This window comes from Streptomyces tsukubensis, from assembly GCF_003932715.1.
GTDB lineage: Bacteria > Actinomycetota > Actinomycetes > Streptomycetales > Streptomycetaceae > Streptomyces > Streptomyces tsukubensis.
Map to the genome: position 1 here is coordinate 2,384,843 of NZ_CP020700.1, position 21,432 is coordinate 2,406,274.

The following is a 21,432-nucleotide window of genomic DNA, read 5'->3' on the forward strand; positions in this document are numbered from 1 at the left end:
GTCGGTCGTCCGTCGTGACCCCACGTCCCCGCCGGATGGGTATCCGGTGTCTCCACGGTAAACGGAGCAGGCAGGTTGAGGGTTCCAGCGGAGCCCCCGACCTGCCCTCAAGAGGGGACCCGGAGCCCCCGGCCGACGGCCGACGGAGGCCGTGAACGGGGCCTTCGTACGGTCGTACGAAGGCCCCGGGTCACCGTTCGCTTCAGGCGGTGACGATGTTCACCAGCTTCGGCGCCCGGACGATGACCTTCCGGATGCCTGCCCCGCCCAGGGCCGCCACCACGGCCGGATCGGCCAGGGCCAGCTTCTCCAGTTCCTCGTCGGAGATGGCCGGCGGCACCTCCAGCCGGGCCTTGACCTTGCCCTTGACCTGGACCACGCAGATCACGGCCTCGTCCACCACATACGCGGGGTCGGCCACCGGGAACGCCCGGTGCACCACCGAGTCCTGGTGCCCCAGCTTGTGCCACAGCTCCTCCGCGATATGCGGCGCCAGCGGCGCGACCAGCAGCACCAGCGCCTCCGCGATATCGCGCGACAGCGGCCGGCCGGCCTTGGTCAGGTGGTTGTTCAGCTCGGTGATCTTGGCGATGGCGGTGTTGAACCGCAGCGCGGCCAGATCCTGGCCGACCCCGTCGACGGCCTTGTGCAGGGCGCGCAGTACGGTCTCGTCCGCCTCCGGCCCGTCGACGACCGTGACCTCGCCGGTCGCCTCGTCGACGATATTGCGCCACAGCCGCTGCAGCAGCCGGTACTGGCCGATCACGGCCCGGGTGTCCCAGGGCCGGGAGACGTCCAGCGGACCCATCGCCATCTCGTACAGGCGCAGGGTGTCGGCACCGTACTCGGCGCAGATCTCGTCCGGGGTGACCGCGTTCTTCAGGGACTTGCCCATCTTGCCCAGCTCGCGCTTGACCTGCTCGCCCTGGTACCAGAAGCCGCCGTCGCGCTCCTCGACCTCGGCCGCGGGCACCGGGAAGCCGCGGGCGTCCCGGTAGACGTACGCCTGAATCATGCCCTGGTTGAACAGCCGGTGGAACGGCTCGGCGGAGGAGACATGGCCCAGGTCGAACAGGACCTTGGACCAGAAACGGGCGTACAGCAGGTGCAGTACGGCGTGCTCGGCGCCGCCCACGTACAGGTCGACGCCGCCGTGCGGCATGCCCTCGCGCGGGCCCATCCAGTACTGCTCGACGGCCGGGTCGACCAGCTTCCGGTCATTGCGCGGGTCCAGGTAGCGCAGCTCGTACCAGCAGGAACCGGCCCAGTTGGGCATGGTGTTGGTCTCGCGGCGGTAGCGGCGCGGCCCGTCGCCCAGGTCCAGGGTGACGTACACCCAGTCCTCGTTGCGCGACAGCGGGGTCTCCGGCTCGGTGTCGGCGTCGTCCGGGTCGAAGGTCCGCGGCGAGTAGTCGTCGATCTCCGGCAGCTCCAGCGGCAGCATCGACTCCGGCAGCGCGTGCGCGACGCCGTCCTCGTCGTACACGATCGGGAACGGCTCGCCCCAGTAGCGCTGCCGGCTGAACAGCCAGTCGCGCAGCCGGAAGTTGATCGTCCCCTCGCCGATGCCCTCCTCGGTCAGCCAGGCGATCATGCGTGCCTTGGCCTCGGCGACGTCCAGTCCGTCCAGGGAGATGCGGTCGTTGGCGGAGTTGATCGCCGGGCCCTGGCCGGTGTAGGCCTCGCCCTCCCAGCCCTCCGGCGGCCGTACGGTGCGGATGATGGGCAGCTCGAAGGCCTCGGCGAACTCCCAGTCGCGCTCGTCCTGTCCGGGGACGGACATGATGGCGCCGGTGCCGTACCCCATCAGGACGTAGTCGGCGACGAAGACCGGGACCCGGGTGCCGGTGACCGGGTTCACGGCGTACGCACCCGTGAAGACACCGGTCTTGTCCTTGTGCTCGGTCTGCCGCTCGACGTCGCTTTTGCTCTGCGCCTGCTTGCGGTAGGCGGCCACGGCGTCGGCGGGCGTCGCCGCGCCGCCGGTCCAGGCCTCCTTGACGCCCTGGGGCCACTCGGCGGGCAGGATGGAGTCGACCAGACCGTGCTCGGGCGCCAGGACCATGTAGGTGGCGCCGAACAGCGTGTCGGGGCGGGTGGTGAAGACGGTGATCCGCTCGGCGCGGCCCTCGACGGGGAAGTCCAGCCGGGCGCCCTCGGAGCGGCCGATCCAATTCCGCTGCTGGAGCTTGATGGCCTCGGGCCAGTCCAGTCCGTCCAGATCGTTCAGCAGCCGGTCGGCGTAGGCGGTGATCCGCATGTTCCACTGGCGCAGCTTGGCCTTGAAGACCGGGAAGTTGCCGCGCTCGGACCGGCCGTCAGCGGTGACCTCCTCGTTGGCCAGGACCGTGCCCAGGCCGGGGCACCAGTTGACCGGGGACTCGGAGGCGTACGCCAGCCGGAAGCCGCCCAGGACGTCGGCCCGCTCGACGGCGCTCAGCTCGGTCCAGGCGCGGTCCGTGCCGGGGACCGGGCGCCCGCCCTCGAACTCGGTGACCAGTTCGGCGATCGGGCGGGCCCGGCCCGCCGTCTCGTCGTACCAGGAGTTGAAGATCTGCAGGAAGATCCACTGGGTCCAGCGGTAGTACGCGGGGTCGATGGTGGCGATGGAACGCCGCTGGTCGTGGCCCAGGCCCAGCCGGCGCAGCTGCCGCTTCATATTGTCCATGGCCGCCTCGGTCGACACCCGCGGGTGGGTGCCGGTGGCGACGGCGTGCTGCTCGGCGGGCAGGCCGAAGGCGTCGAAGCCCAGGGTGTGCAGGACGTTGTGGCCGGTCATCCGCTGGTGGCGGGCGTAGACATCGGTGGCGATGTACCCCAGGGGGTGGCCGACGTGCAGCCCCGCACCGGAGGGGTACGGGAACATGTCCATGACGAACTTCTTGGGCCGCGCGACGACGGCGGGGTCACCGGCCAGCTCGCCCACCGGGTTGGGGGCGTCGTAGGTGCCCTCGGCCTCCCAGGTGTCCTGCCAGCGTGCCTCGATATCGGCGGCCAGGGCGGCGGTGTAGCGGTGGGGTGCGGCCACGTCGCCACCCGCCGGACCGGCGGGAACTGCGGGATTCGTCTCGCTCATGGTCTTCAAAGCTCCATCAATGTCTCTGCCCAGCGTTCGGAAAGGGCGCCCGGGCGGGGCACGGGCCCGCAAACAAAAGAACCCCTCGCACAGGAGGGGGCGCCGCGCCGATTCCGACCGGACTCTCATCCGTCGGGACTGATCAGCGCGGCCCGCTAAGCAGAAGGCGTACGGCACGCATGGCGTCAGGATACCGCAGGGGTCATCGGCACCGCGCGCGGTATCCGGGCCGCACCGGGGGCGCCGGGGCGTGCGCCGGGCCGCGGAAGGAGGCTCCGGGAGCGCGGAAAGAGGCGCCCGGACATCGAGACGAGCGGAAGCGGGCGCCGTATACAACGGCATGAAGATCGTACGGCCGTCCGCGGCACGCCCCGGTGCGAGGGCGTCGTCGCTTCCCGGGGCGCATCCCGGCGGAACGCGACGGCTCCCGGCAGCACCCGGCGACGCCGGTCTGCGGTTTCACGGTTCCGCGGTTCCGCCCGCCGAACCCCGAAACCGCGAAAGTGCGGCACCGCTCGGTACGGGGCCACTTAGCATGCGTCAACGGGACCGCCTCCTCACCCTCGGAGTTGCCCCATGAAGCCACACCGCAAGAGCCGTTCGTCACCGGTGCCGGGCTCCGGTCCCGGACCGGAGCGGGGCCGTACGGTCCGGGGAGGGGCGGCCGCGGCGGTGGCGGTGCTCCTCCCCGTGGCCGTCGTCGGCGGCGGCGACGGATTCCGCGCGGCGCTCGACTTCACCACCGGGGTCCTGTGCCTCCTCTCCCTGACCGCCGCGGTGGCCTGGGGGCTGATCGCCACCGACCGGCTGCTGCTCTCCCCGCGCCACCGGCTCGTCGCCCAGGCCGTGCACCGGGCGACCGCGGCCGCGGCGCTCGGTTTCCTGGTGCTCCACGCGAGCGTGAAGCTGACGCTCGGCCATGTGGGGGCGGTCGCCGCGCTGATCCCCTTCGGACGCGGATTCACCGGTACGGAGGGCCTGATCGGCTTCGGTTCGCTGGCCGGCCTGCTGATGGCCGTCGCGGGGGCCACGGGGGCGCTGCGCAGTTCGCTGGCGGGCCGCGTCCGGTTCGCCGGGCGCTGGCGGGCCCTGCACATGCTGGCCTATCCCGCCTGGTGCGCGGCGCTGGTCCACGGGCTGTTCGCCGGGCGTCCGGCGGCGGGCTGGGTGGTGGCGATGTACTGCCTTGCGCTGCTGACGGTCGGCGGCGCGGTCTCCCTGCGGCTGCTGCCCCGGCCCGTACAGCGGAGGCTGGCCGCCCGGATCGCCCGGCCGAGCGGAGACGGTACGGAAACGGCCGGCGCCGACCGACTGGAGCCATCCGTACCGGAAGGTGCGCTCGGGTCCGTAACGGAAGGGACCGCGGAGGCCGTTTTCGGAAGCCCCGCGCGCTCCGGTTCCGTCCCCTTCCTCCCGGGGCCGGTCCCACCCGGTGCCGTCACCGGCCCGGACCGGCCGTGGACTCCGGTGCTGACCCCGCCGTCCCCCCGGCTGTACGAGGCTCCACCGCTGTACGGGGCTCCGTTCCACCCTGACCCCGCGGCGGAGACCACCCACGCATACGCGGCCCCGGACCATGCCTACGCCTCGCCGGACACCGGCCACGCCTTCACCACCCCCGGGCCCGGCACCGGGATCGCCGCCGCGTACCACGCGGTCTCCCGCCCCGGCGGCCACGGCCGCCCCGCACCACCCCGTACCGCGGCCGCCTACCGAACCGGAAGCGGAACGGGAACCGGAGTACGGCCCGGGGAGGAAACCGGAACCGGACCGCTGAACGACACCGGCCGGACCGTACCGGGCCTCTTCCCGCCCCGCTCGGGCGAGCCCTGGAGCACGCCCGCAGGAGACCGAACGTGAACCTGCCCCTGCCCGACGTCCCCGAGGTCCGCGTCGTCGGCCTGCCCCAGCTCACCCAGGGGTTCGACCTCGTGGACCGGCTCGACCTGCCGATGCATCTGAAGGTCCACGGCCCACTGGCGCCCGTCACGGGCGAACTGCTGGCCCGGCTCTCCGAGGAGATCGCCCTGCGCGGCCGCGGCGGCGCGGGCTTCCCCTTCGGACAGAAGCTGCGCTCGGTCGCCCGGTCCGCGATCCGCCGGGGCGTGCGGCCCGTCGTCGTGGTCAACGGCAGCGAGGGGGAGCCCGCCTGCCGCAAGGACAGCGTGCTGCTCAACCGGACGCCGCATCTGATCCTGGACGGCGCCCTGCTGGCCGCCGAGGCGCTCGGCGCCCGCACCCTGGTCACCGTCGTGACCCGCAACTCCACCGAGGTCTCCGTACGAGCCGCGCTGGCCGAGCGCGGCCTCACGGACCGGCGCGGGCAGGGGCTGCGCGCCCGGGTCGTCCGTACCCCCGAGCGCATGGTCTCGGGCGAGGCGTCCGCGGTGATCCGCGCGATCAACGGCGGCCCCGCCCTGCCCCCGGGCCGCCGGGCCCGGGCGGCCGACACCGGAGTCGGCGGCGCGCCGACCCTGCTGTCCAACGCCGAAACGTTTGCGCAGCTCGCCGTCGCCGCCCGGCTCGGCGCCGGCCGTTTCCGCCGCTCCGGTACGGACTCCGAACCGGGCACGGTCCTGCTGACGGTCTCCGGCGCGGTGGCCCGCCCGATGGTGGTGGAGGTGCCCACGGGTGTGCCGCTCCGGTACGTCCTCCGGCTGGCGGGCGCGCCGCCCCTGCCGCAGGGGGTGCTGACCGGCGGCTACCACGGGAATTGGATCGACGGGCCGGCGGTCGACGCGGCCGTGGTGGAGCGCGCTTCGCTGGCGGCGGTCGGCGGCTCCCTCGGCGCGGGTGCGATCCTGCCCGTCGGCCCGGAGACCTGTCCGCTCGGTGAGGCGCTGCGGGTGGCGAACTGGCTGGCCGCCGAGACCGCCGGGCAGTGCGGCCCGTGCCGGCTCGGACTGCCCGCGGCCGCGGGCGGACTGGCGGATGTGATCGGCGGCGGCGGACCGGCCGCGCTGGAGGCGCTGCGCGAGGTCGCCCTGGCCGTGCGGGGCAGGGGCGCCTGCAAGCATCCCGACGGGTCGGCGCGCTTCGTGACCTCCGCGCTGTCCGCCTTCACGGACGATCTGGCCGCCCATGTCCTGCGGGGCGGTTGCGGCCGGGAGACGACGGGTGTGCTGCCGCTCCCCCTGCCGGGCCGCCGGGGGACGGAGGAATCCGTTCCGAGCGGCGAGAAGGTGCTCGTCGACTGGACGCTGTGCCAGGGGCACGGGCTCTGCGCGGACGTCGTTCCCGAGCTGATCAGGATCGGTCCGGACGGCTATCCGGCGGTGGCCGACGCCGTCGTTCCGGTGCATCTGCGCGGCCGGGCCCAGCGGGCGGTACGGCGCTGTCCGGCTCTCGCCCTGCGGATCGAACAGACGCAGCTGCCCGCGCCGGATACCGGACGGTCCGCGCTGCCGTACCGGAGCGGGGGGCGGGCGCCGGCCGGCGGCCGGGGCTGAACCGTACGGACGGCGCGAGTCCGCGGCTCGTGTCCGTCCAACGATGGAACCCGGGCCCGAACCGTCTGCCTGCCTGCCCGTACGGCAGACCGCCACGGCCGGAGACGACAGAAATCCCGCCGGACCGAATGGTCCGACGGGATTCCGAAAGAAGTGGAGCTAAGGAGAATTGAACTCCTGACCTCCTGCATGCCATGCAGGCGCTCTACCAACTGAGCTATAGCCCCTTGCGAGATGCCGCCCGGCCGTTTTTTCTCCGTGTCCCGGCGACGTGGACAACATTAACGCCCTCCCGCCCGCTTCACCAAATCCGTATCCGCCCCCGTCCGGAGACCGGCGGGGGCGGCGGAAACGGGTCCGCCGGCCGGGGTCACGAAGGAGCCGTGACCTGGCCGGGAGGGGGTCGGGGACAGGGGGTGGGAACGGGTCCTACGCCGTGGCGAAGGAGTAGAAGCGCTTCAGAGTGCAGTGCTCGTCGAGCAGGCGGCCGTAGATCGGCTCGCCTTCGAGCTCGCGGTACGTCTCGATCGGGTCGCCCTTTATGATCAGCGCTCTTGCGCACTCCTCGCACCAGTACTGGTACTCGGGGTTGATCGGGTCCATGTCGCGGACGATGGGCGTACCACTGCCGCACCAGTCGCATTTACGCCTGTGTGCACCCATCAGTCAGTTCCAGTTGTGGCCGCAGGACGTGCACACGTAAGAGACTCCACCATTGTCGCCGAGGACCTGGGCGACATGCGCCGATCCGCAGGACGGGCAACTGAGGATCACACGTATGTCCGGAGCGGCGAGCTGGGCGCGGGGGTCCTGGCTCGTGCTGGCGGACATCGTGCTCCTTCCCGTACTGGCCGGTGTCCCCTCCGGCCGTCCGATTCTGCCACGACAGCACGAGCCGGGTCAGGAGCGTTTGCGGACGAGACCCGTCAGGGCTCCGGCGGCGGAAGCCGCGGCCAGGGCCGCGGCGACCCACCACCATGCCCCGGCGGACCCCGCCGCGCCCGCGGCGCCGGCCGGGCCGAACGCCTCCTTCCGGTCGAGGAAGAGTGCCCCGAAGGCGGCCACTCCGACGATCTGGCCGAGCTGGGTGACCGTCACCAGCAGCCCGCTGGCGTCGGCCGCGTCCTCGGTACGGACCGTCGCCAGCGCCCCGGCGAGGGCCGGGCTGTACGCGGCGGCGAGCCCGGCTCCGAGGGCGGCCAGCGCGGGATACAGCAGCGGTCCGCCGCCGTCGCCGTCGCGCAGCAGGACACCGCAGAGGAGCAGGGCCAGGGCGGTGACCGCGAACCCGCCGGGGACCAGCCGGGACCGGAGCCGCTCGGGCAGTCCGCGCCAGGTCAGTCCGGCCACCCCGAAGGCCACGGCGGTGGGCAGGGACATCAGTCCGGCGCGCAGGGCGCCGTATCCGAGGCCGCTCTGGAGGTGCAGGGTGAGGGCGAAGACACAGCCCGCGTTGACCGCCATGGCCAGGGCGATCCGGACGACGGCCGTTCCCATGCCGGGGATCCGCAGCACCCGGGGGGCGATCAGCGGGGCGCCGCCGCGGCGGGCGAGCCGCGCCTCGTACGCCAGGAAGGCACCGAGGAGGACGGCCGCCGCGGCCAGGCTGAACCAGGTCCTGGCCGGCCAGTCGTACTCCTGCCCGAGGACCAGGGGCACGGTGAACAGCCCGACCACGGCGGCGAAGAGCACCAGACCGGGGAGGTCGAGGCCGCGGGCCCGGCCGGCGGGCCGGTCGTGCGGCAGCACCCGGGCACCCAGCACCAGCAGGACGGCCCCGATCGGCACATTGACCAGGAACACCGGACGCCAGCCCAGTCCGAAGAGGTCGGCGCCGACGAGCAGACCGCCCGCCACCAGACCGGCGACGGCCCCGACGGCCAGCACGGCCGAGTAGGCGCCGAGGGCCCGGACCCGCGCCTCGCCCGTGAAGTTCCGTTGGATCAGGCTCAGCACCTGCGGGATCAGCAGGGCCGCGCCCGCGCCCTGGACCAGCCGGAAGGCGATCAACTGCCCGGTCCCCGCGGCCAGACCGCAGGCCAGGGACGCCGCCGTGAAGAGCGCGAGCCCGGCCAGCCACATCCGCCGGTGGCCGAGCAGCTCACCCAGCCGGGCACCCGTGATCAGCAGGATCGCGTACGCGACGGTGTACCCGGCGACGACGAGCTGCAACTGGGCGCCGGACGCCCCGAACTCCGCACGGATGGTGGGCGCGGCCACATGGACCACGAAGACGTCGAGGAGTGCCATGAACTGGGCGCCGAGCACCAGCGGCAGCAGCGCTCCGGGGCGGTTGTCGGTGCCGGGAGCTTTACTGGTGGCCGGGGAGCCGGACGGGGCCGGGCGCCGGGCGGAGGTCGTGGACATGACCCCGAGGCTGGGCCCGCGGGGATACGGGTAGTGAGAGCCCACTGATCCTGGTACCGGCACCACCTGGCAACAGGGGGCGCGGAGGCCGACGATGGGGGTGTGACGGTGATGACGACCACGGGCGCTGCGGATACCGCGGCGGACGGCAGCGGTGTCCGCGGGGGTGAGGGGCACGGCGGGGGCAGGGGCTGCCGCCGCAGACCCGAGCTGGCGGCTTTCCTGCGCAGCCGCCGGGCCCGGGTGACGCCCGCCGACGTCGGGATACCCCCGGGCCTGCGGCGGCGTACGCCCGGGCTGCGGCGCGAGGAGGTGGCCCAGCTCTCCGGGGTGGGTGTGACCTGGTACACCTGGCTGGAGCAGGGGCGTCCGATCAACGCGTCGCCGCAGGTGCTGAACGCGGTCGCGCGGACGCTGAGGCTGGACGCCTCGGAGCGCGAGCACCTCTACCACCTGGCGAAGGTTCCGTACGAGCAGCGGCCCGGCGCGGACGTCGGCGAGGACGGCGACGAGGTGGGCCCGGAGGTCCGGTCGATCCTCGATGCCCTCGACCCGCGTCCGGCCGTGGTCTACAACTCCCGGTACGACGTGCTGGCCACCAACCGCTGCTACGACCGGCTCTTCCGGTACGAACTCTTCATCGGACCGGGGCGGAAGAACGTGCTGTGGACGCTGTTCGCGGCGGCGGACCGGGACGAGTGCCCGGTGCTCCACCCCGAGGTGGAACTGCCGCTGATGGTGGCCCAGTTCCGGGCGGCGTACGGGCGCCATGTGGGCGATCCCGGCTGGGAGTCGTTCGTCCGGGGGCTCTCCCGGTCCAGCGAGTACTTCACCGAGCTGTGGCGGAGCGGGAACGTGGTGCAGCCGGGCCCTCGGGTGAAGACCTTCCGGCATCCGGGTGCGGGCGAGATGCGGATGTCGTCGGTGTCGATGGACATCAACGGCCTGCCGGAGTGCCGGATGGTCGTCTACTCCCCCGGCGACGAGGAGAGTGCCCGCCGTCTCGACGCCCTCCACCGGCTCTGACGGGACGGGGCGGGACGAGGCAGGACGGGGCAGGACAGACGGAAGCGGAGAAGCGAAAACCCCGCCCTCTGACGAAGGCGGGGTTCCGGGCTGTGGAGCTAAGGAGAATTGAACTCCTGACCTCCTGCATGCCATGCAGGCGCTCTACCAACTGAGCTATAGCCCCGGGTGTTCTTCGCGCTCGGCGCTGCGAACAAGAAGAACTTTAGCCTGCGACCTGCCGGAAAGGGAAATCCGGGGGCGGGGGCCGGGGGACGGCTCAGGTGTCGTCGCCGAGGACGGGCTCCGGGAGGGTGCCCGCGTTGTGCTCCAGCAGCCGCCAGCCGCGTGCGCCCTCGCCGAGGACCGACCAGCAGCAGTTGGAGAGGCCGCCGAGGCTCTCCCAGTGTCCGGACTCCAGACCGAGGAGCCGGCCGATGGTGGTGCGGATGGTGCCGCCGTGGCTGACCACGACCAGCGTGCCGTTCTCCGGGAGCTTCTCGGCATGGTGGAGGACCACCGGGGCGGCCCGGTCGGCCACCTCGGTCTCCAGCTCGCCGCCGCCCCGGCGCACGGGCTCGCCGCGCTTCCAGGCCGTGTACTGCTCGTTGTACTGCTCGATGATCTCCTGGTGGGTCAGCCCCTGCCAGACACCGGCGTAGGTCTCCCGCAGTCCCTCGTCGTGCGTGACGTCGAGGCCGGTGATGTCGGCCAGCTCGCCCGCGGTGGCGGCGGCCCGCTTCAGATCGGAGGCGATGATCGCGTCCGGCTTGAGGGAGGCCAGCAGCCGGGCGGCCCGCCGGGCCTGGGCGATCCCGGTCTCGGTGAGCGCGATATCCGTGGTGCCCTGGAAGCGGCGCTCCAGATTCCAGGAGGTCTGGCCGTGCCGCCACAGGACGAGGCGGCGGCCGGTGCGCTTGTAGGCGTCCTCGTTCAGCTCAGCTCACCGTCCGCACCGCCGGTCAGCTCCGCGTGCTCCTTGCCCTTGCCGCGGGTCTTGACCGCGTCCTCGGGCAGGGACAGCTCGGGGCAGTCCTTCCACAGCCGCTCCAGGGCGTAGAAGACCCGCTCCTCGCTGTGCTGGACATGGACCACGATGTCGACGTAGTCGAGCAGGATCCAACGGGCGTCGCGGTCGCCTTCGCGGCGCACCGGCTTGGCGCCCAGCTCCTTGAGCAGCCGCTCTTCGATCTCGTCGACGATCGACTTGACCTGGCGGTCGTTGGGGGCGGAGGCGATCAGGAAGGCGTCCGTGATGGACAGCACATCGCTGACGTCGTAGGCGATGATGTCGTGCGCGAGCCGGTCGGCGGCCGCTTGGGCGGCGGCGTTGACAAGCTCGACGGAGCGCTCGGTTGCGGTCACTGGCTGGCTTTCGTCGGCGGTCGTGTACCAGACAAGGGTCTCACGGACGGCCGACATCCCTTTCCGGGTTTCCCGGGGACTGCGGGCCGGGGTCTCCCGCGCCGGAGCTGCGGGCCGGGGTCTCCGGCGCCGCCAGGGGGCGGGCCGGAGACCGTGCGTCCGGTCAGCCGGTCTTGAAGTCACCGCCGAGGACGACGGTGATATCGGCGTTGGCGGCAGGTGCGCCCTTCTTCACCGCGGCCGCGGGCAGCCCCAGCGTCTTGGCGACCTCGGCGGCCTCCGCCTTGCGCGCATCGTCACCGTAGGTGATCGACGAGGTGTCCGCCGTGTCCGCGCGGCCGCCGTCGACGACCGTGTAGCCGCCGTTCACCAGGGAGACCCGGGCGGTCTCCGTCGCGGCGGGCTTGCCGGTGGCGTTCCTGATCCCGACCCGGGCCGCCGCGCCCTGCTCACCCTTGGTGACGGAGCCGCCGAGGACCTCCTTGACGACCTGAGTGATCGCCTGCTCGGTGGGCCGGCCGTCGGGCTGTACGGGCAGCAGTTCGGTGGCGTAGTCGCCGCCCTTGGCATGGTCGGCGAGTTTGGCGAGGGACGCGCCGAGGTCCTTCTCGGAGAGCGAGGGGTCGAGGATCTGCCCCAGGGTCTCCACCGTGACGGTCGCGGACTCCGCGTCGCTCGGGAACTTCTTCAGCACGCCCTGCACGACCTGTCCGAAGCGCTGCAGTTGCTTGGACTCGGGCTCCCCGGCGGCGAGATGGGTGGCGTAGGCGACGGCGGCGCGGCCGTTGAGGGTCTGGTTCTCGCCCTTCTTCACCAGGGGTGCGGCGCCCTTGGCGGGGGCGGGGACGTCGGTGTCGGTGGTGAGGTCGATACTGCCGACGAGTTCGACGAGGTTCTCCAGGAAGGGGGTGTCGAGCCGCCAGGTGCCGCTGATCCGGGCGCCGAGGAGGGTGCCCACGGCATCGCGGGTCCCGGCGGTGCCGTCGGCCTCGACGGACTGGCCGAGGGTGGTTCCGGCGCCGTCGTCACCGGCGACGGACAGGGCGTTGGGGAGCAGGACGGTGGTGCCCCGGCCGGCGGTGACGTTGTCGACGAGGAGGGCGGTCGAGGTGCCCTTCTTCTTCGTGTTGTGCAGATGCACCACGATCACATCGCGTTTCTGGGCCCCGGCGGAGACGCTCTTCTTCTCGTCGTCCGACAGGACCGCGGCCACGATCCAGCCGATTCCGGCCACCACGGCCAGCGCGAGGACGACTCCGAGGGCGATCACACGGTTGCGTCCCCGCCGCTTGGCCTCCTCGCGCCGTTCCGAGCGGCTCTCGGTGAACTTCAGCCAGTCGATGACGTCTTCGGATTCCTCGTCGGGCTCCGCGATGAACGAGAACTGCTCGGTGCGGTAGTCGCGCTCCCCGGGCGGCTCGTCGCCGGAGCGCCGCTGTCCGGGGAGGGCGGCCTGTGCATCCCCTCCGCCGGGGGCTTCGGCGGGCTGCTGTTCGGCCTCGGGGGCCGGATGCTGCGGGGGGACGGTCCACTGCTGGGTGGAGTCGACGGCCGTGGGCAGGGTGCCGGTGTCGTAGCCGTACCCCTCCTGGCCGTGGGCACCGCCGTAGCCGTACGGCTGTTCCGCGCCGTTGCCGGCCGGTCCGCCGGGTGCGGTCTGCTCGTACGGGGGGTACGGCTCCGGGGCCGGGGCGTGGGGGTCGTAGCCGTAGCCGTGATTGCCGACGGTCCCGCCGGTCCCGTCGGTCTGCTGGGCGTACGGGTCGTACGACTGCTGGTACGGAGGCTCGTACCCCTGACCGGGCTGCTCGTACCCCTGATCGGACTGCTGGTACGACGGGTCGTACGGCTGCTGCGATTCGTACTGCTGCTGTTCCTGCGGCTGTTGGGTCTCGTGGGACAGCTGGGGCTGCTGGTAGACCGGCTGCCCGTACGCGTCGTAGCCGATGATCTGCGGCTGCGGCGGATAAGGGTCGTACGGATTCTGCTGGTCGTTCACCGATGCCCCCTCTCCGGGCTCACTGACCGCGGTACAACTGGCGCTTGTCGATGTAGCGCACGACGCCGTCGGGTACGAGATACCAGACGGGGTCCCCCTTGGCGACCCGCGCCCGGCAGTCGGTCGAGGAGATCGCCAGCGCCGGCACCTCCACGAGGGAGACCTTGCCCTCCGGCAGCCCGTCGTCCGTCAGATCGTGGCCGGGGCGGGTGACCCCGATGAAGTGCGCGAGCGAGAACAGCTCGGTCGCATCCCGCCAGCCCAGGATCTGGGAGAGCGCGTCGGCGCCGGTGATGAAGAAGAGATCGGTGCCCTCGTCGAGGGAGGACAGATCCCGGAGGGTGTCGATGGTGTACGTCTTCCCGGGGCGGTCGATGTCGATCCGGCTCACCGAGAACTGGGGGTTGGAGGCCGTGGCGATCACCGTCATGAGGTAACGGTCCTCGGCCGGCGAGACGGCCTTGTGGCTCTTCTGCCACGGCTGCCCCGTGGGGACGAAGACGACCTCGTCGAGATGGAACAGTGCGGCCACCTCGCTTGCGGCCACCAGGTGACCGTGGTGGATCGGGTCGAACGTCCCGCCCATGACACCGAGTCGCCGCCGGGCGGGACCGTCGCCCGGTACCCCGGGCGCGGTGCCCGCCTGTTCTTCCTGCTGTCCCATGCGTGCAGAGCCTACTGGCACGTGCGTGCGAGACGCCCGGCGAGACTCAGCGGTCGCGGTTGAAGCTGGTGGTGATGAAGAGCAGCAGCAGAAGCGCGGCCAGGGAGAGACCGCCGACGAGGAGGGGGCTGAGGCTTTCGTGGCCACCGCCTTCGGCCAGGGGGACCAGGGCGGCGGAGGTGCTGGTGAGGCTCATCTTCAGCGGACCTAACGATCGGGGGACAGGGCTGAGGGTCTTCGGGCACCCATCGTATGCGGGCGGGTCGGGCACGCTCACGCCGACTCGGTCGTTGTGGTGGTCGCGGAGCCGTCGACATGGCGGCGGGCCGGTCGGCGGAGCCCGGGAAGTGCGGCGATGCGGACCGGAGTCGGGGTTGTCCACAGGCTCGGCCGCCGTGCGGCGCCAGCACCTACGCTGGGGACCGCGGGGCGAGCCGCCTCACCGCACTGACGCACAGTTGCACTATTGGCTACGCAGGGGGCTGGAATGACCGAAAGCAGTCAGGAAAAGGTGCCGAGCAGGCAGCGCAAGCGGTTCCCCGGGATCTCGTCACGGGCGTACGAGCACCCGGCGGACCGTTCGGCGCTGGTCGCCCTGCGCAAGCTCAGCGGTTTCGACACCGTGTTCAAGGCGCTGAGCGGGCTGCTTCCCGAGCGCAGTCTGCGGCTCCTCTTCCTCTCCGACTCCGTCCGGGTGAGCGACGAGCAGTTCGCCCATCTGCACGCGATGCTGCGGGACGCCTGTTACGTCCTCGACCTGGAGAAGGTCCCCGCGATGTACGTCACGCAGGACCCGCGGCCCAATGCGATGTGCATCGGCCTCGACGAGCCGATCATCGTGGTGACGACCGGTCTGGTGGAGCTGCTGGACGAGGAGGAGATGCGGGCCGTCGTGGGCCACGAGGTGGGCCATGCCCTCTCCGGCCACTCCGTCTACCGCACGATCCTGCTCTTCCTGACGAGTCTGGCGCTGAAGATCGCGTGGGTGCCGCTGGGCAATGTGGCGATCATGGCGATCGTGACCGCGCTGCGGGAGTGGTTCCGCAAGTCGGAGCTGTCCGCGGACCGGGCGGGGCTGTTGGTGGGTCAGGACCTGCAGGCTTCGATGCGTGGTCTGATGAAGATCGCCGGTGGAAACCACCTCCACGAGATGAACGTGGACGCCTTCCTCCGCCAGGCCGAGGAGTACGAGGCGGGCGGCGATCTGCGGGACTCCGTCCTCAAGATCATGAACGTCCTGCCGCGTACGCACCCGTTCACCACGGTCCGGGCGGCCGAGCTGAAGAAGTGGGCCGAGAGCCGCGACTACCAGCGGGTCATGGACGGCCACTACCCCCGGCGGGACGAGGACAAGGAAACCTCGGTGACCGACTCCATCCGCGAGTCCGCATCGCACTACGCGGACACCGTGCGCACCAGCAAGGATCCGCTGATGAAGCTGGTCGGCGACATAGCGGGCGGCGCGGGGGATCTGGGCGGCAAGCTCCGCGACAGGTTCACCGGCAGCGGCCGGGCCAACGGCAGCGGGCCCGACAGCAGCAGCGACGGCGGGAGCGGCGGGGCGTCCGGCGCCTGAGCCCTCGGCAGCGGGACACCCGGCGGCGGCCGGTCCGGCGCGGGCGGTGTTTGTTTCCGTGCTGTGCCGTGCTGTTTCGTGCTGTGCCGTCGGGTGGCCGGGTATCGGAGTGAGGCGGTCGGGTGCCGGTCAGCCCGGTGGCGGGCTCGGCTGTCCGGTCGACTGCCGGGCTGATCGGGGGATCGGCTGGGCGGCGGGGGCGAGGGCGCCGCAGAGGCCCGCCGCCGGTGCCGTGGTCGCGGCGTACGGATCGGTGCCCGCCGGGGCGCCCGGCGAGGCCCGTTCGCCCGCCAGCAGGGGCCGCAGGGTGCCGGTGGACTCGGAGCAGGACTGCGGTCCCGCCTGGAGATGGCTGGCGACCAGTTCGGTGCGGTGGCGCAGGATGTCCTCGTGGTCGAAGCGGAGCCGCAGCTCCCGGCGGGCGACGAAGAGGGACGCCGGATCGGTACGGGCCGGATCGACGGGCGCGGAGAGAGCCGAGGGTGGCCGGGAGGGGCCCGGCGGGGCGGCCGGGCGGAGTGCATAGGTGAAGGTGTGGCCGGCGGTGATCTCCAGGGTGTCGGCCCCGGATTCGGCGTAGCCCAGACTCCCCCGGACCCGTACGGCCGGATCGGCGAGGGCGACCCTCGCCGGGTCGAAGCGGATCAGCCAGCCGCCGGACGGCTTCCGGGCCCCGGCCCGGAAGCCGACGTCCCGGTCGAAGGCGTCGAGCTGCGCCGGGTCCAGCAGGACCCGTACGGGACGGACCGTGCCACCGGTGAGCACCTCCGGATTCAGCGAGGACATCACCAGATACTCCTTGGCCACCGAGAGCGCGGTCCGTACCTCGTTCTCGGTGAAGGCGGAGGTGCGCCGGATCGCGGGCAGGGTGATCCCGGCGGCGGCGATCCGGTGCCGGGCGGCCGGGCTGCGGTGGTAGAGATCGGCGGGCTCCCCGCCGGGGACGGCTCCGGAGGGCGCCAGCGGGATCACGGTCATCCGCAGCGGTTCGGCCCGCGGGGCGGCGGCCGGATCGCCCGGGGACCGGCGGAGCCCGATATGGATCGCGGTGGCGAGGGAGAACGCCAGCAGCAGGGCCAGCCCCATCACCACCCAGGCGCCGGTGTTGCCGGTGCGGGCGCGCAGCACGGGCGACGGCAGGGTGCGGACGGCCCGTGCGTCGGGTCCCGTCCGCTCCCGGGCCGAGTACTCCTGGAGCCGGGCAGCACGTACGAACGATTCGTCGAAGACGACGGCTCCGTACTCGTCCTCTCCGCCGCCGGGGAGCCCCTCGGACGTCCCCTCGGGCGGGTCGCCACGCCCAGCCATACTCTGAGGGTTGGTCCGCGGGGCCTCCGGTAAACGCGTACCGGGGCCCGAAAGTCCGGCGGGGTGCCACAGATGCACCCGTACGGCGCCGGGTCGCCGTCCGGCGGGGTCGGGGTAAACGGTCCGGGTGCGCACCGGCCCCTCCGGGCCGTCGGCCTCGCGGGGCACCGACCGGCCCGCCGGACCCGCTGCCCGTCCCCCGGGCCGGGGCTCCGCGCCACCGGGGTACCACCGGGCCGGTGACCGGCTCACGGGCTGCCGGGTCCGGGCCCGTGTGCCCCGGGCTGCGGCCCCCGGGGCCGGCGTCTCCTGTGGATGCTGTGGGCCCGCAAACTGCGGCAGTGCGTTCGCCGGGGCGTGGTCCCGCGGGCACGTCCCCGCTCCGGGTTGTCACCCTTCCCGGACGGCGGTCCGCGCCCGGCGGCTCCGGGCCCGGCAGCTCCTGTGGATACTGCGGCGCTCGCCGGAACGAGGCCCCGCGGGCACGTCCCCGCTCCGGGTCGTCGCCGCCCCCGGACGGCGCTCCACGTCCGGCGGCTCCTGCGGAGACTGCGGGACCTCGCCCCGGCACCGCACTCGCCGGGGCGAGGCCCGCGGGCATGTCCCCGCTCCGGGTTGGCACCGATCCCGGGCATCGGCGGGGTCTCCTGCAGTTCACTCGTAACGGGGAGCATTCGTCCCCGGTACGGGCGCCGGTAGGACGTAGCAACAGGGAAGCGTCCCCCGGGGGCGGTTCAGGTGCGGGTGGGGTGCGGGGACGGGACCTGGTCGCGGAGGGCGTCCGGGGGTGCGACGCCCGGGGCCGTCGGGGAGCGGTCCACGCCCGTCGTCGCGGGCGGCGGGATCCGGTCCTGGCGGCTGCCCGACGCGCCCCGGTAGACGGCGGTGAAGGCCAGGGCGACCATGCCGACGCCCATCAGCAGGGCCAGCGCCCAGGCCACCGGGCGGTGCCAGCGCGCGCTGCCTCGGTAGGGGCGCAGCGAGCCGCCGTGCGAGCCGTAGGGATCGGACCAGTCGGCGTGGGAGCCGTGGAGGCCGTGGCGGTCCCGGTCGGGGTCGTAGCCGCCGTGCACCCCGCCGTAGGGGTCGTCGTCGGGTCCCCCGGGGCCCCGGCCCTCCGCGCGGGCCTCGGCGGCGGCCAGCAGCCGCTCGACCGCGGTGGGTTCATGGAAGGTGGCCGCATGGACGAAGTCCTCGTCGAACACCACGGGGGCGAGGTCCTCGTCCGCGCCTCCGCGGTCGTCGTCGGGCTCCCAGCCGTCCGGGAACGGCCTGCCCCCCACGTCGTCCGGCACGTCTTTCAGAGTAGACCCGGGCGGTGCTTTTGGGCAGACGGAGGGAGCAACCGCCCCGCCCGAACCGGCGGGACGGCCGGTTTCCGCCTCCGGTCCTGCTCCCGCCGTTCCGCCGTTCCGGACCTACCGGATGTGGCCGTCGCCGGTGAGGATGTACTTGGTCGAGGTCAGCTCGGGCAGCCCCATCGGTCCGCGGGCGTGCAGCTTCTGCGTGGAGATGCCGATCTCCGCGCCGAAGCCGAACTGGCCGCCGTCGGTGAACCGGGTCGAGGCGTTGACGGCGACCGTCGTCGAGTCCACCAGTTGGGTGAAGCGGCGGGCCGCGGCCTGCGAGGTGGTGACGATGGCCTCGGTGTGCCCGGACGACCAGCACCGGATGTGCGCCACCGCGCCGTCGAGCGAATCCACCACGGCCGCGGCGATGTCGTAGGAGAGGTACTCGGTCTCCCAGTCCTCGTCGGTGGCCGCGACGACCGTCGCCTTGCTGTCGTCCCCGTACGCCGCCACGGCCTCGTCGCCGTGGACGGTGACCCCGGCCTCGGCGAGCGCGTCGAGGGCCCGGGGCAGGAACGCGGCCGCGATGTCCCGGTGGACCAGGAGCGTCTCGGCGCTGTTGCAGACGCTGGGCCGCTGGGCCTTGGAGTTGATCAGTACGGAGACGGCCATGTCGAGATCGGCCTCGGCGTCCACGTACACATGGCAGTTGCCGGTACCGGTCTCGATGACGGGGACGGTGGACTGCTCCACGACGGTACGGATCAGCCCGGCGCCGCCGCGCGGGATGAGGACGTCGACCAGCCCGCGGGCGCGCATCAGCTCCTGGACCGACTCACGGGACTCGCCCGGCACCAGCTGGACCGCGTCGGCGGGGAGCCCGGCTTCCGCGACGGCGTCCCGGATCACCTGTACGAGAGCGGTGTTGGAGGCGTACGCGGAGGAGGAGCCGCGCAGCAGTACGGCGTTGCCGGACTTGAGGCAGAGGGCGGCGGCGTCGGCGGTGACGTTCGGCCGCGCCTCGTAGACGATGCCGACGACACCGAGCGGCACCCGGACCTGGCGCAGGTCGAGGCCGTTGGGGAGGGTGGAGCCGCGTACCACCTCGCCGACCGGGTCGGGCAGCGCGACGACGTCACGGACATCGGCCGCGATGGCGCGGACGCGCTCCGGGGTGAGCGTCAGCCGGTCGACGATCGACTCGCTCGTACCGTTCTCGCGGGCCCGTGCGACGTCCTCGGCGTTGGCGCGGACGATCTCGTCCGTCCGGGCCTCCAGCGCATCGGCGACGGCGAGCAGGGCCGCGTCCTTGGCCGCGCGCGGCAGGGGGGCGAGCTGCTCGGCGGCGCTGCGGGCGAGCCGGGCGGCCCGGCCGACGGGGCTGAGGGACTCCTGCGGGGAGGGCGACGTCGTCATACCCGCAGGGTAGTGCGCCCGGGAAGGTGTCTCATGCGCCGTTCCGCACTCCGAGACATGTCGGATGCGGGGGCGCGGGCCCGGCCGTCCCAGCGGACCCCGGAGCCGTGTGCCCCGGGCCCGTACCTCAGAAGGGGTGGACGCCGACCCTGGCGGCCGGGGGCGGGCCGTAGCCCTCGGCGAGGCGCTGGTGGTAGGTCTGCCGGTCGATGACCTCCAGGCCGACGATCGTCCACGGCGGCAGCTTCGCCGTCGCCCGGTGCTCGCCCCAGAGCCGCAGCGCGACGGCCGCCGCGTCATGGAGGTCGCGGGCCTCCTCCCAGTAGCGGATCTCGGCGTGGTCGTTGGCGTAGCGGCTGGTCAGCAGGAAGGGATGGTCGTGGGCGAGCTGCTCAAGACCGCGGCGGACCTCCGCCAGCGGGGCTTCGGCGCCCGAGACGCTCAGCGTGATGTGCCACAGCTTGGACGCGGCGGACTGGACCTGGTCCTCCGCGGGCGCCGGGGCCCGGTCGCCGACGCTCGTCAGGGTCCGTTCGGCCCGTACGGTGCGTCCGGCCGCCGGTGCGGGCCGCTCGGTGCCCGTCGCCGCGTGTACGCAGCGGACGCCGTTGTTCCCTCGGGGGGTGTCCCCCGGGCGCGCGATGGTCACAGGCGGCCTCCCGATTGCGTGTGTCGTGGTGCTGCGCCCCCCGCAGTGCCCCGCAACAAAGTTGACCAGCCCCGGACCGGACGTGGGGCGGTTTTGGTAAAGGTCCCTGTTGGTTGACGGCGGTTTCAGCCGTTTCAGGGGTGCATCACCACGAGATCGTCCCTGTGTACGACCTCCCTCTCGTATTCCGGACCGAGTTCCCGGGCGAGTTCCCGGGTGGACCGGCCCAGCAGCGGGGGGAGTTCACGGGCGTCGTAGTTGACCAGGCCGCGGGCGACGGCCCGGCCCGCGGTGTCGCGGAGTTCGACGGGGTCGCCCGCGGTGAAGTCGCCTTCGACGGCCGCGATCCCGGCCGGGAGCAGGGATTTGCGGCCCTGGACGACCGCCCGGACGGCTCCGTCGTCGAGGACCAGGGCGCCGCGGGGGGTGGAGGCGTGCGCGAGCCACAGCAGCCGTCCCGCGCTGCGGCGTCCGGTGCGGTGGAAGAAGGTTCCGGTGGCCCGGCCCGCGAGGGCGTCCGCGGCGCTCACCGCAGAGGTGAGGACGACGGGGACGCCGGCCTCCGTGGCGATCCTGGCGGCCTCGACCTTGGTGACCATGCCGCCGGTGCCGACGCCCGCCCGGCCGGCGCTGCCGATCTGCACATGCGCGATATCGGCCGGGCCTCGCACCTCGTCGATCCTGGTGGTGCCGGAGCGGGCCGGGTCGCCGTCGTACAGCCCGTCGACGTCCGAGAGGAGCACCAGCAGATCGGCCCGGACCAGATGGGCGACGAGCGCCGCGAGCCGGTCGTTGTCGCCGAAGCGGATCTCGTCGGTGGCGACGGTGTCGTTCTCGTTGATGACCGGTACGGCACCCATGGCGAGCAGCTGGTCGAGGGTGCGGTAGGCGTTGCGGTAGTGGGCGCGGCGGCTGGTGTCGTCGGCGGTGAGCAGCACCTGGCCGACGCGGACCCCGTGCCGGGCGAAGGAGGCGGTGTAGCGGGCCACGAGCAGCCCCTGGCCGACACTGGCGGCGGCCTGCTGCCGGGCGAGGTCCTTGGGCCGGCGGGCGAGGCCGAGCGGGGCGAGCCCGGCGGCGATGGCTCCCGACGAGACCAGCACGATCTCCTTCTCGCCGCCGCTGCGGACCTTGGCGAGTACGTCCACGAGGGCGTCGACCCGGTCGGCGTCGATCCCCCCCGCCGCGGTGGTCAGGGAGGACGAGCCCACCTTGACGACGATCCTGCGGGCCTGTGTCACGTGCTGTCTTGCCTCTGTCACGGACCGA

The 21,432-nt window shown here is 72.7% G+C and carries 18 protein-coding genes and 2 tRNA genes; 4 read left to right on the top strand and 16 right to left on the bottom strand.

Annotated elements, in window-relative coordinates:
• Positions 1-202: 202 nt before the first annotated feature.
• Positions 203-3,076, bottom strand: a complete 2,874-nt coding sequence (gene leuS / locus B7R87_RS09005) for a leucine--tRNA ligase (protein WP_006349362.1) — start codon at positions 3,074-3,076, stop codon at positions 203-205.
• 576 nt (positions 3,077-3,652) lie between these two features.
• Here leuS and B7R87_RS09010 point away from each other — a divergent pair.
• Entirely contained in the window at positions 3,653-4,936 is a 1,284-nt protein-coding gene (locus B7R87_RS09010) for a hypothetical protein (protein ID WP_052704644.1), read from the top strand.
• On the top strand, positions 4,933-6,525 hold the full coding sequence (locus tag B7R87_RS09015) for an NADH-quinone oxidoreductase subunit NuoF family protein (RefSeq protein WP_006349360.1): 1,593 nt from the start codon (positions 4,933-4,935) through the stop codon (positions 6,523-6,525). Before B7R87_RS09010 ends, B7R87_RS09015 begins: the two co-directional genes overlap by 4 nt.
• A gap of 154 nt (positions 6,526-6,679) precedes the next feature.
• Here B7R87_RS09015 and B7R87_RS09020 read toward each other — a convergent pair.
• The 4 genes from B7R87_RS09020 to B7R87_RS09030 form a co-directional block, all read right to left on the bottom strand.
• A tRNA-Ala gene (locus tag B7R87_RS09020) sits at positions 6,680-6,752 on the bottom strand.
• A gap of 202 nt (positions 6,753-6,954) precedes the next feature.
• The gene (locus tag B7R87_RS09025) at positions 6,955-7,188 is read right to left on the bottom strand and encodes a hypothetical protein (RefSeq protein WP_040916346.1); all 234 of its coding nucleotides are present in this window, start codon (positions 7,186-7,188) and stop codon (positions 6,955-6,957) included.
• A 3-nt stretch (positions 7,189-7,191) separates the two neighbouring features.
• Complete coding sequence (locus tag B7R87_RS33075) at positions 7,192-7,356, bottom strand: hypothetical protein (RefSeq protein ID WP_006349358.1); 165 nt, start codon at positions 7,354-7,356, stop codon at positions 7,192-7,194.
• Between the two features lie 69 nt (positions 7,357-7,425).
• The gene (locus tag B7R87_RS09030) at positions 7,426-8,892 is read right to left on the bottom strand and encodes an MFS transporter (protein ID WP_006349357.1); all 1,467 of its coding nucleotides are present in this window, start codon (positions 8,890-8,892) and stop codon (positions 7,426-7,428) included.
• A 102-nt stretch (positions 8,893-8,994) separates the two neighbouring features.
• Between B7R87_RS09030 and B7R87_RS09035 the strand changes: the two genes are divergently transcribed.
• Positions 8,995-9,918, top strand: coding sequence for a helix-turn-helix transcriptional regulator (locus B7R87_RS09035; RefSeq protein WP_006349356.1), 924 nt, complete (start codon positions 8,995-8,997; stop codon positions 9,916-9,918).
• Positions 9,919-10,011: 93 nt separating this feature from the next.
• On the opposite strand, the gene B7R87_RS09040 is transcribed toward B7R87_RS09035, so the two are convergent.
• The 6 genes from B7R87_RS09040 to B7R87_RS33080 all read right to left on the bottom strand — a co-directional run bounded on the left by B7R87_RS09040 (position 10,012) and on the right by B7R87_RS33080 (position 14,121).
• Positions 10,012-10,084: transfer RNA gene (locus B7R87_RS09040), tRNA-Ala, on the bottom strand.
• Positions 10,085-10,177: 93 nt separating this feature from the next.
• The gene (locus tag B7R87_RS09045) at positions 10,178-10,834 is read right to left on the bottom strand and encodes a histidine phosphatase family protein (RefSeq protein WP_040916345.1); all 657 of its coding nucleotides are present in this window, start codon (positions 10,832-10,834) and stop codon (positions 10,178-10,180) included.
• Positions 10,831-11,262, bottom strand: coding sequence for a ribosome silencing factor (gene rsfS, locus B7R87_RS09050; RefSeq protein WP_006349353.1), 432 nt, complete (start codon positions 11,260-11,262; stop codon positions 10,831-10,833). The genes B7R87_RS09045 and rsfS overlap by 4 nt, the downstream gene beginning before the upstream one ends.
• Before the next feature lie 163 nt (positions 11,263-11,425).
• Positions 11,426-13,261: an LCP family protein gene (locus tag B7R87_RS09055; RefSeq protein ID WP_006349352.1), complete on the bottom strand. Its 1,836-nt coding sequence runs from the start codon at positions 13,259-13,261 to the stop codon at positions 11,426-11,428.
• 19 nt (positions 13,262-13,280) lie between these two features.
• Positions 13,281-13,925, bottom strand: a complete 645-nt coding sequence (nadD, locus tag B7R87_RS09060) for a nicotinate-nucleotide adenylyltransferase (RefSeq protein WP_006349351.1) — start codon at positions 13,923-13,925, stop codon at positions 13,281-13,283.
• A gap of 46 nt (positions 13,926-13,971) precedes the next feature.
• Positions 13,972-14,121, bottom strand: a complete 150-nt coding sequence (locus B7R87_RS33080; protein WP_006349350.1) for a hypothetical protein — start codon at positions 14,119-14,121, stop codon at positions 13,972-13,974.
• Between the two features lie 291 nt (positions 14,122-14,412).
• On the opposite strand from B7R87_RS33080, the gene B7R87_RS09065 reads away from it, so the two are divergent.
• Entirely contained in the window at positions 14,413-15,501 is a 1,089-nt protein-coding gene (locus tag B7R87_RS09065; protein WP_006349349.1) for a M48 family metallopeptidase, read from the top strand.
• A 129-nt stretch (positions 15,502-15,630) separates the two neighbouring features.
• Here B7R87_RS09065 and B7R87_RS09070 read toward each other — a convergent pair whose 3' ends face one another.
• The 5 genes from B7R87_RS09070 to proB form a co-directional block, all read right to left on the bottom strand.
• Complete coding sequence (locus B7R87_RS09070) at positions 15,631-16,809, bottom strand: SCO2583 family membrane protein (RefSeq protein ID WP_006349348.1); 1,179 nt, start codon at positions 16,807-16,809, stop codon at positions 15,631-15,633.
• Positions 16,810-17,543: 734 nt separating this feature from the next.
• Entirely contained in the window at positions 17,544-18,104 is a 561-nt protein-coding gene (locus B7R87_RS09075; RefSeq protein ID WP_006349347.1) for an SCO2584 family spore wall biosynthesis protein, read from the bottom strand.
• Between the two features lie 123 nt (positions 18,105-18,227).
• Complete coding sequence (locus B7R87_RS09080; protein ID WP_006349346.1) at positions 18,228-19,514, bottom strand: glutamate-5-semialdehyde dehydrogenase; 1,287 nt, start codon at positions 19,512-19,514, stop codon at positions 18,228-18,230.
• A 127-nt stretch (positions 19,515-19,641) separates the two neighbouring features.
• Positions 19,642-20,163, bottom strand: a complete 522-nt coding sequence (locus B7R87_RS09085; RefSeq protein WP_006349345.1) for a hypothetical protein — start codon at positions 20,161-20,163, stop codon at positions 19,642-19,644.
• Between the two features lie 134 nt (positions 20,164-20,297).
• Entirely contained in the window at positions 20,298-21,425 is a 1,128-nt protein-coding gene (gene proB / locus B7R87_RS09090) for a glutamate 5-kinase (RefSeq protein WP_187144568.1), read from the bottom strand.
• Positions 21,426-21,432: the final 7 nt, after the last annotated feature.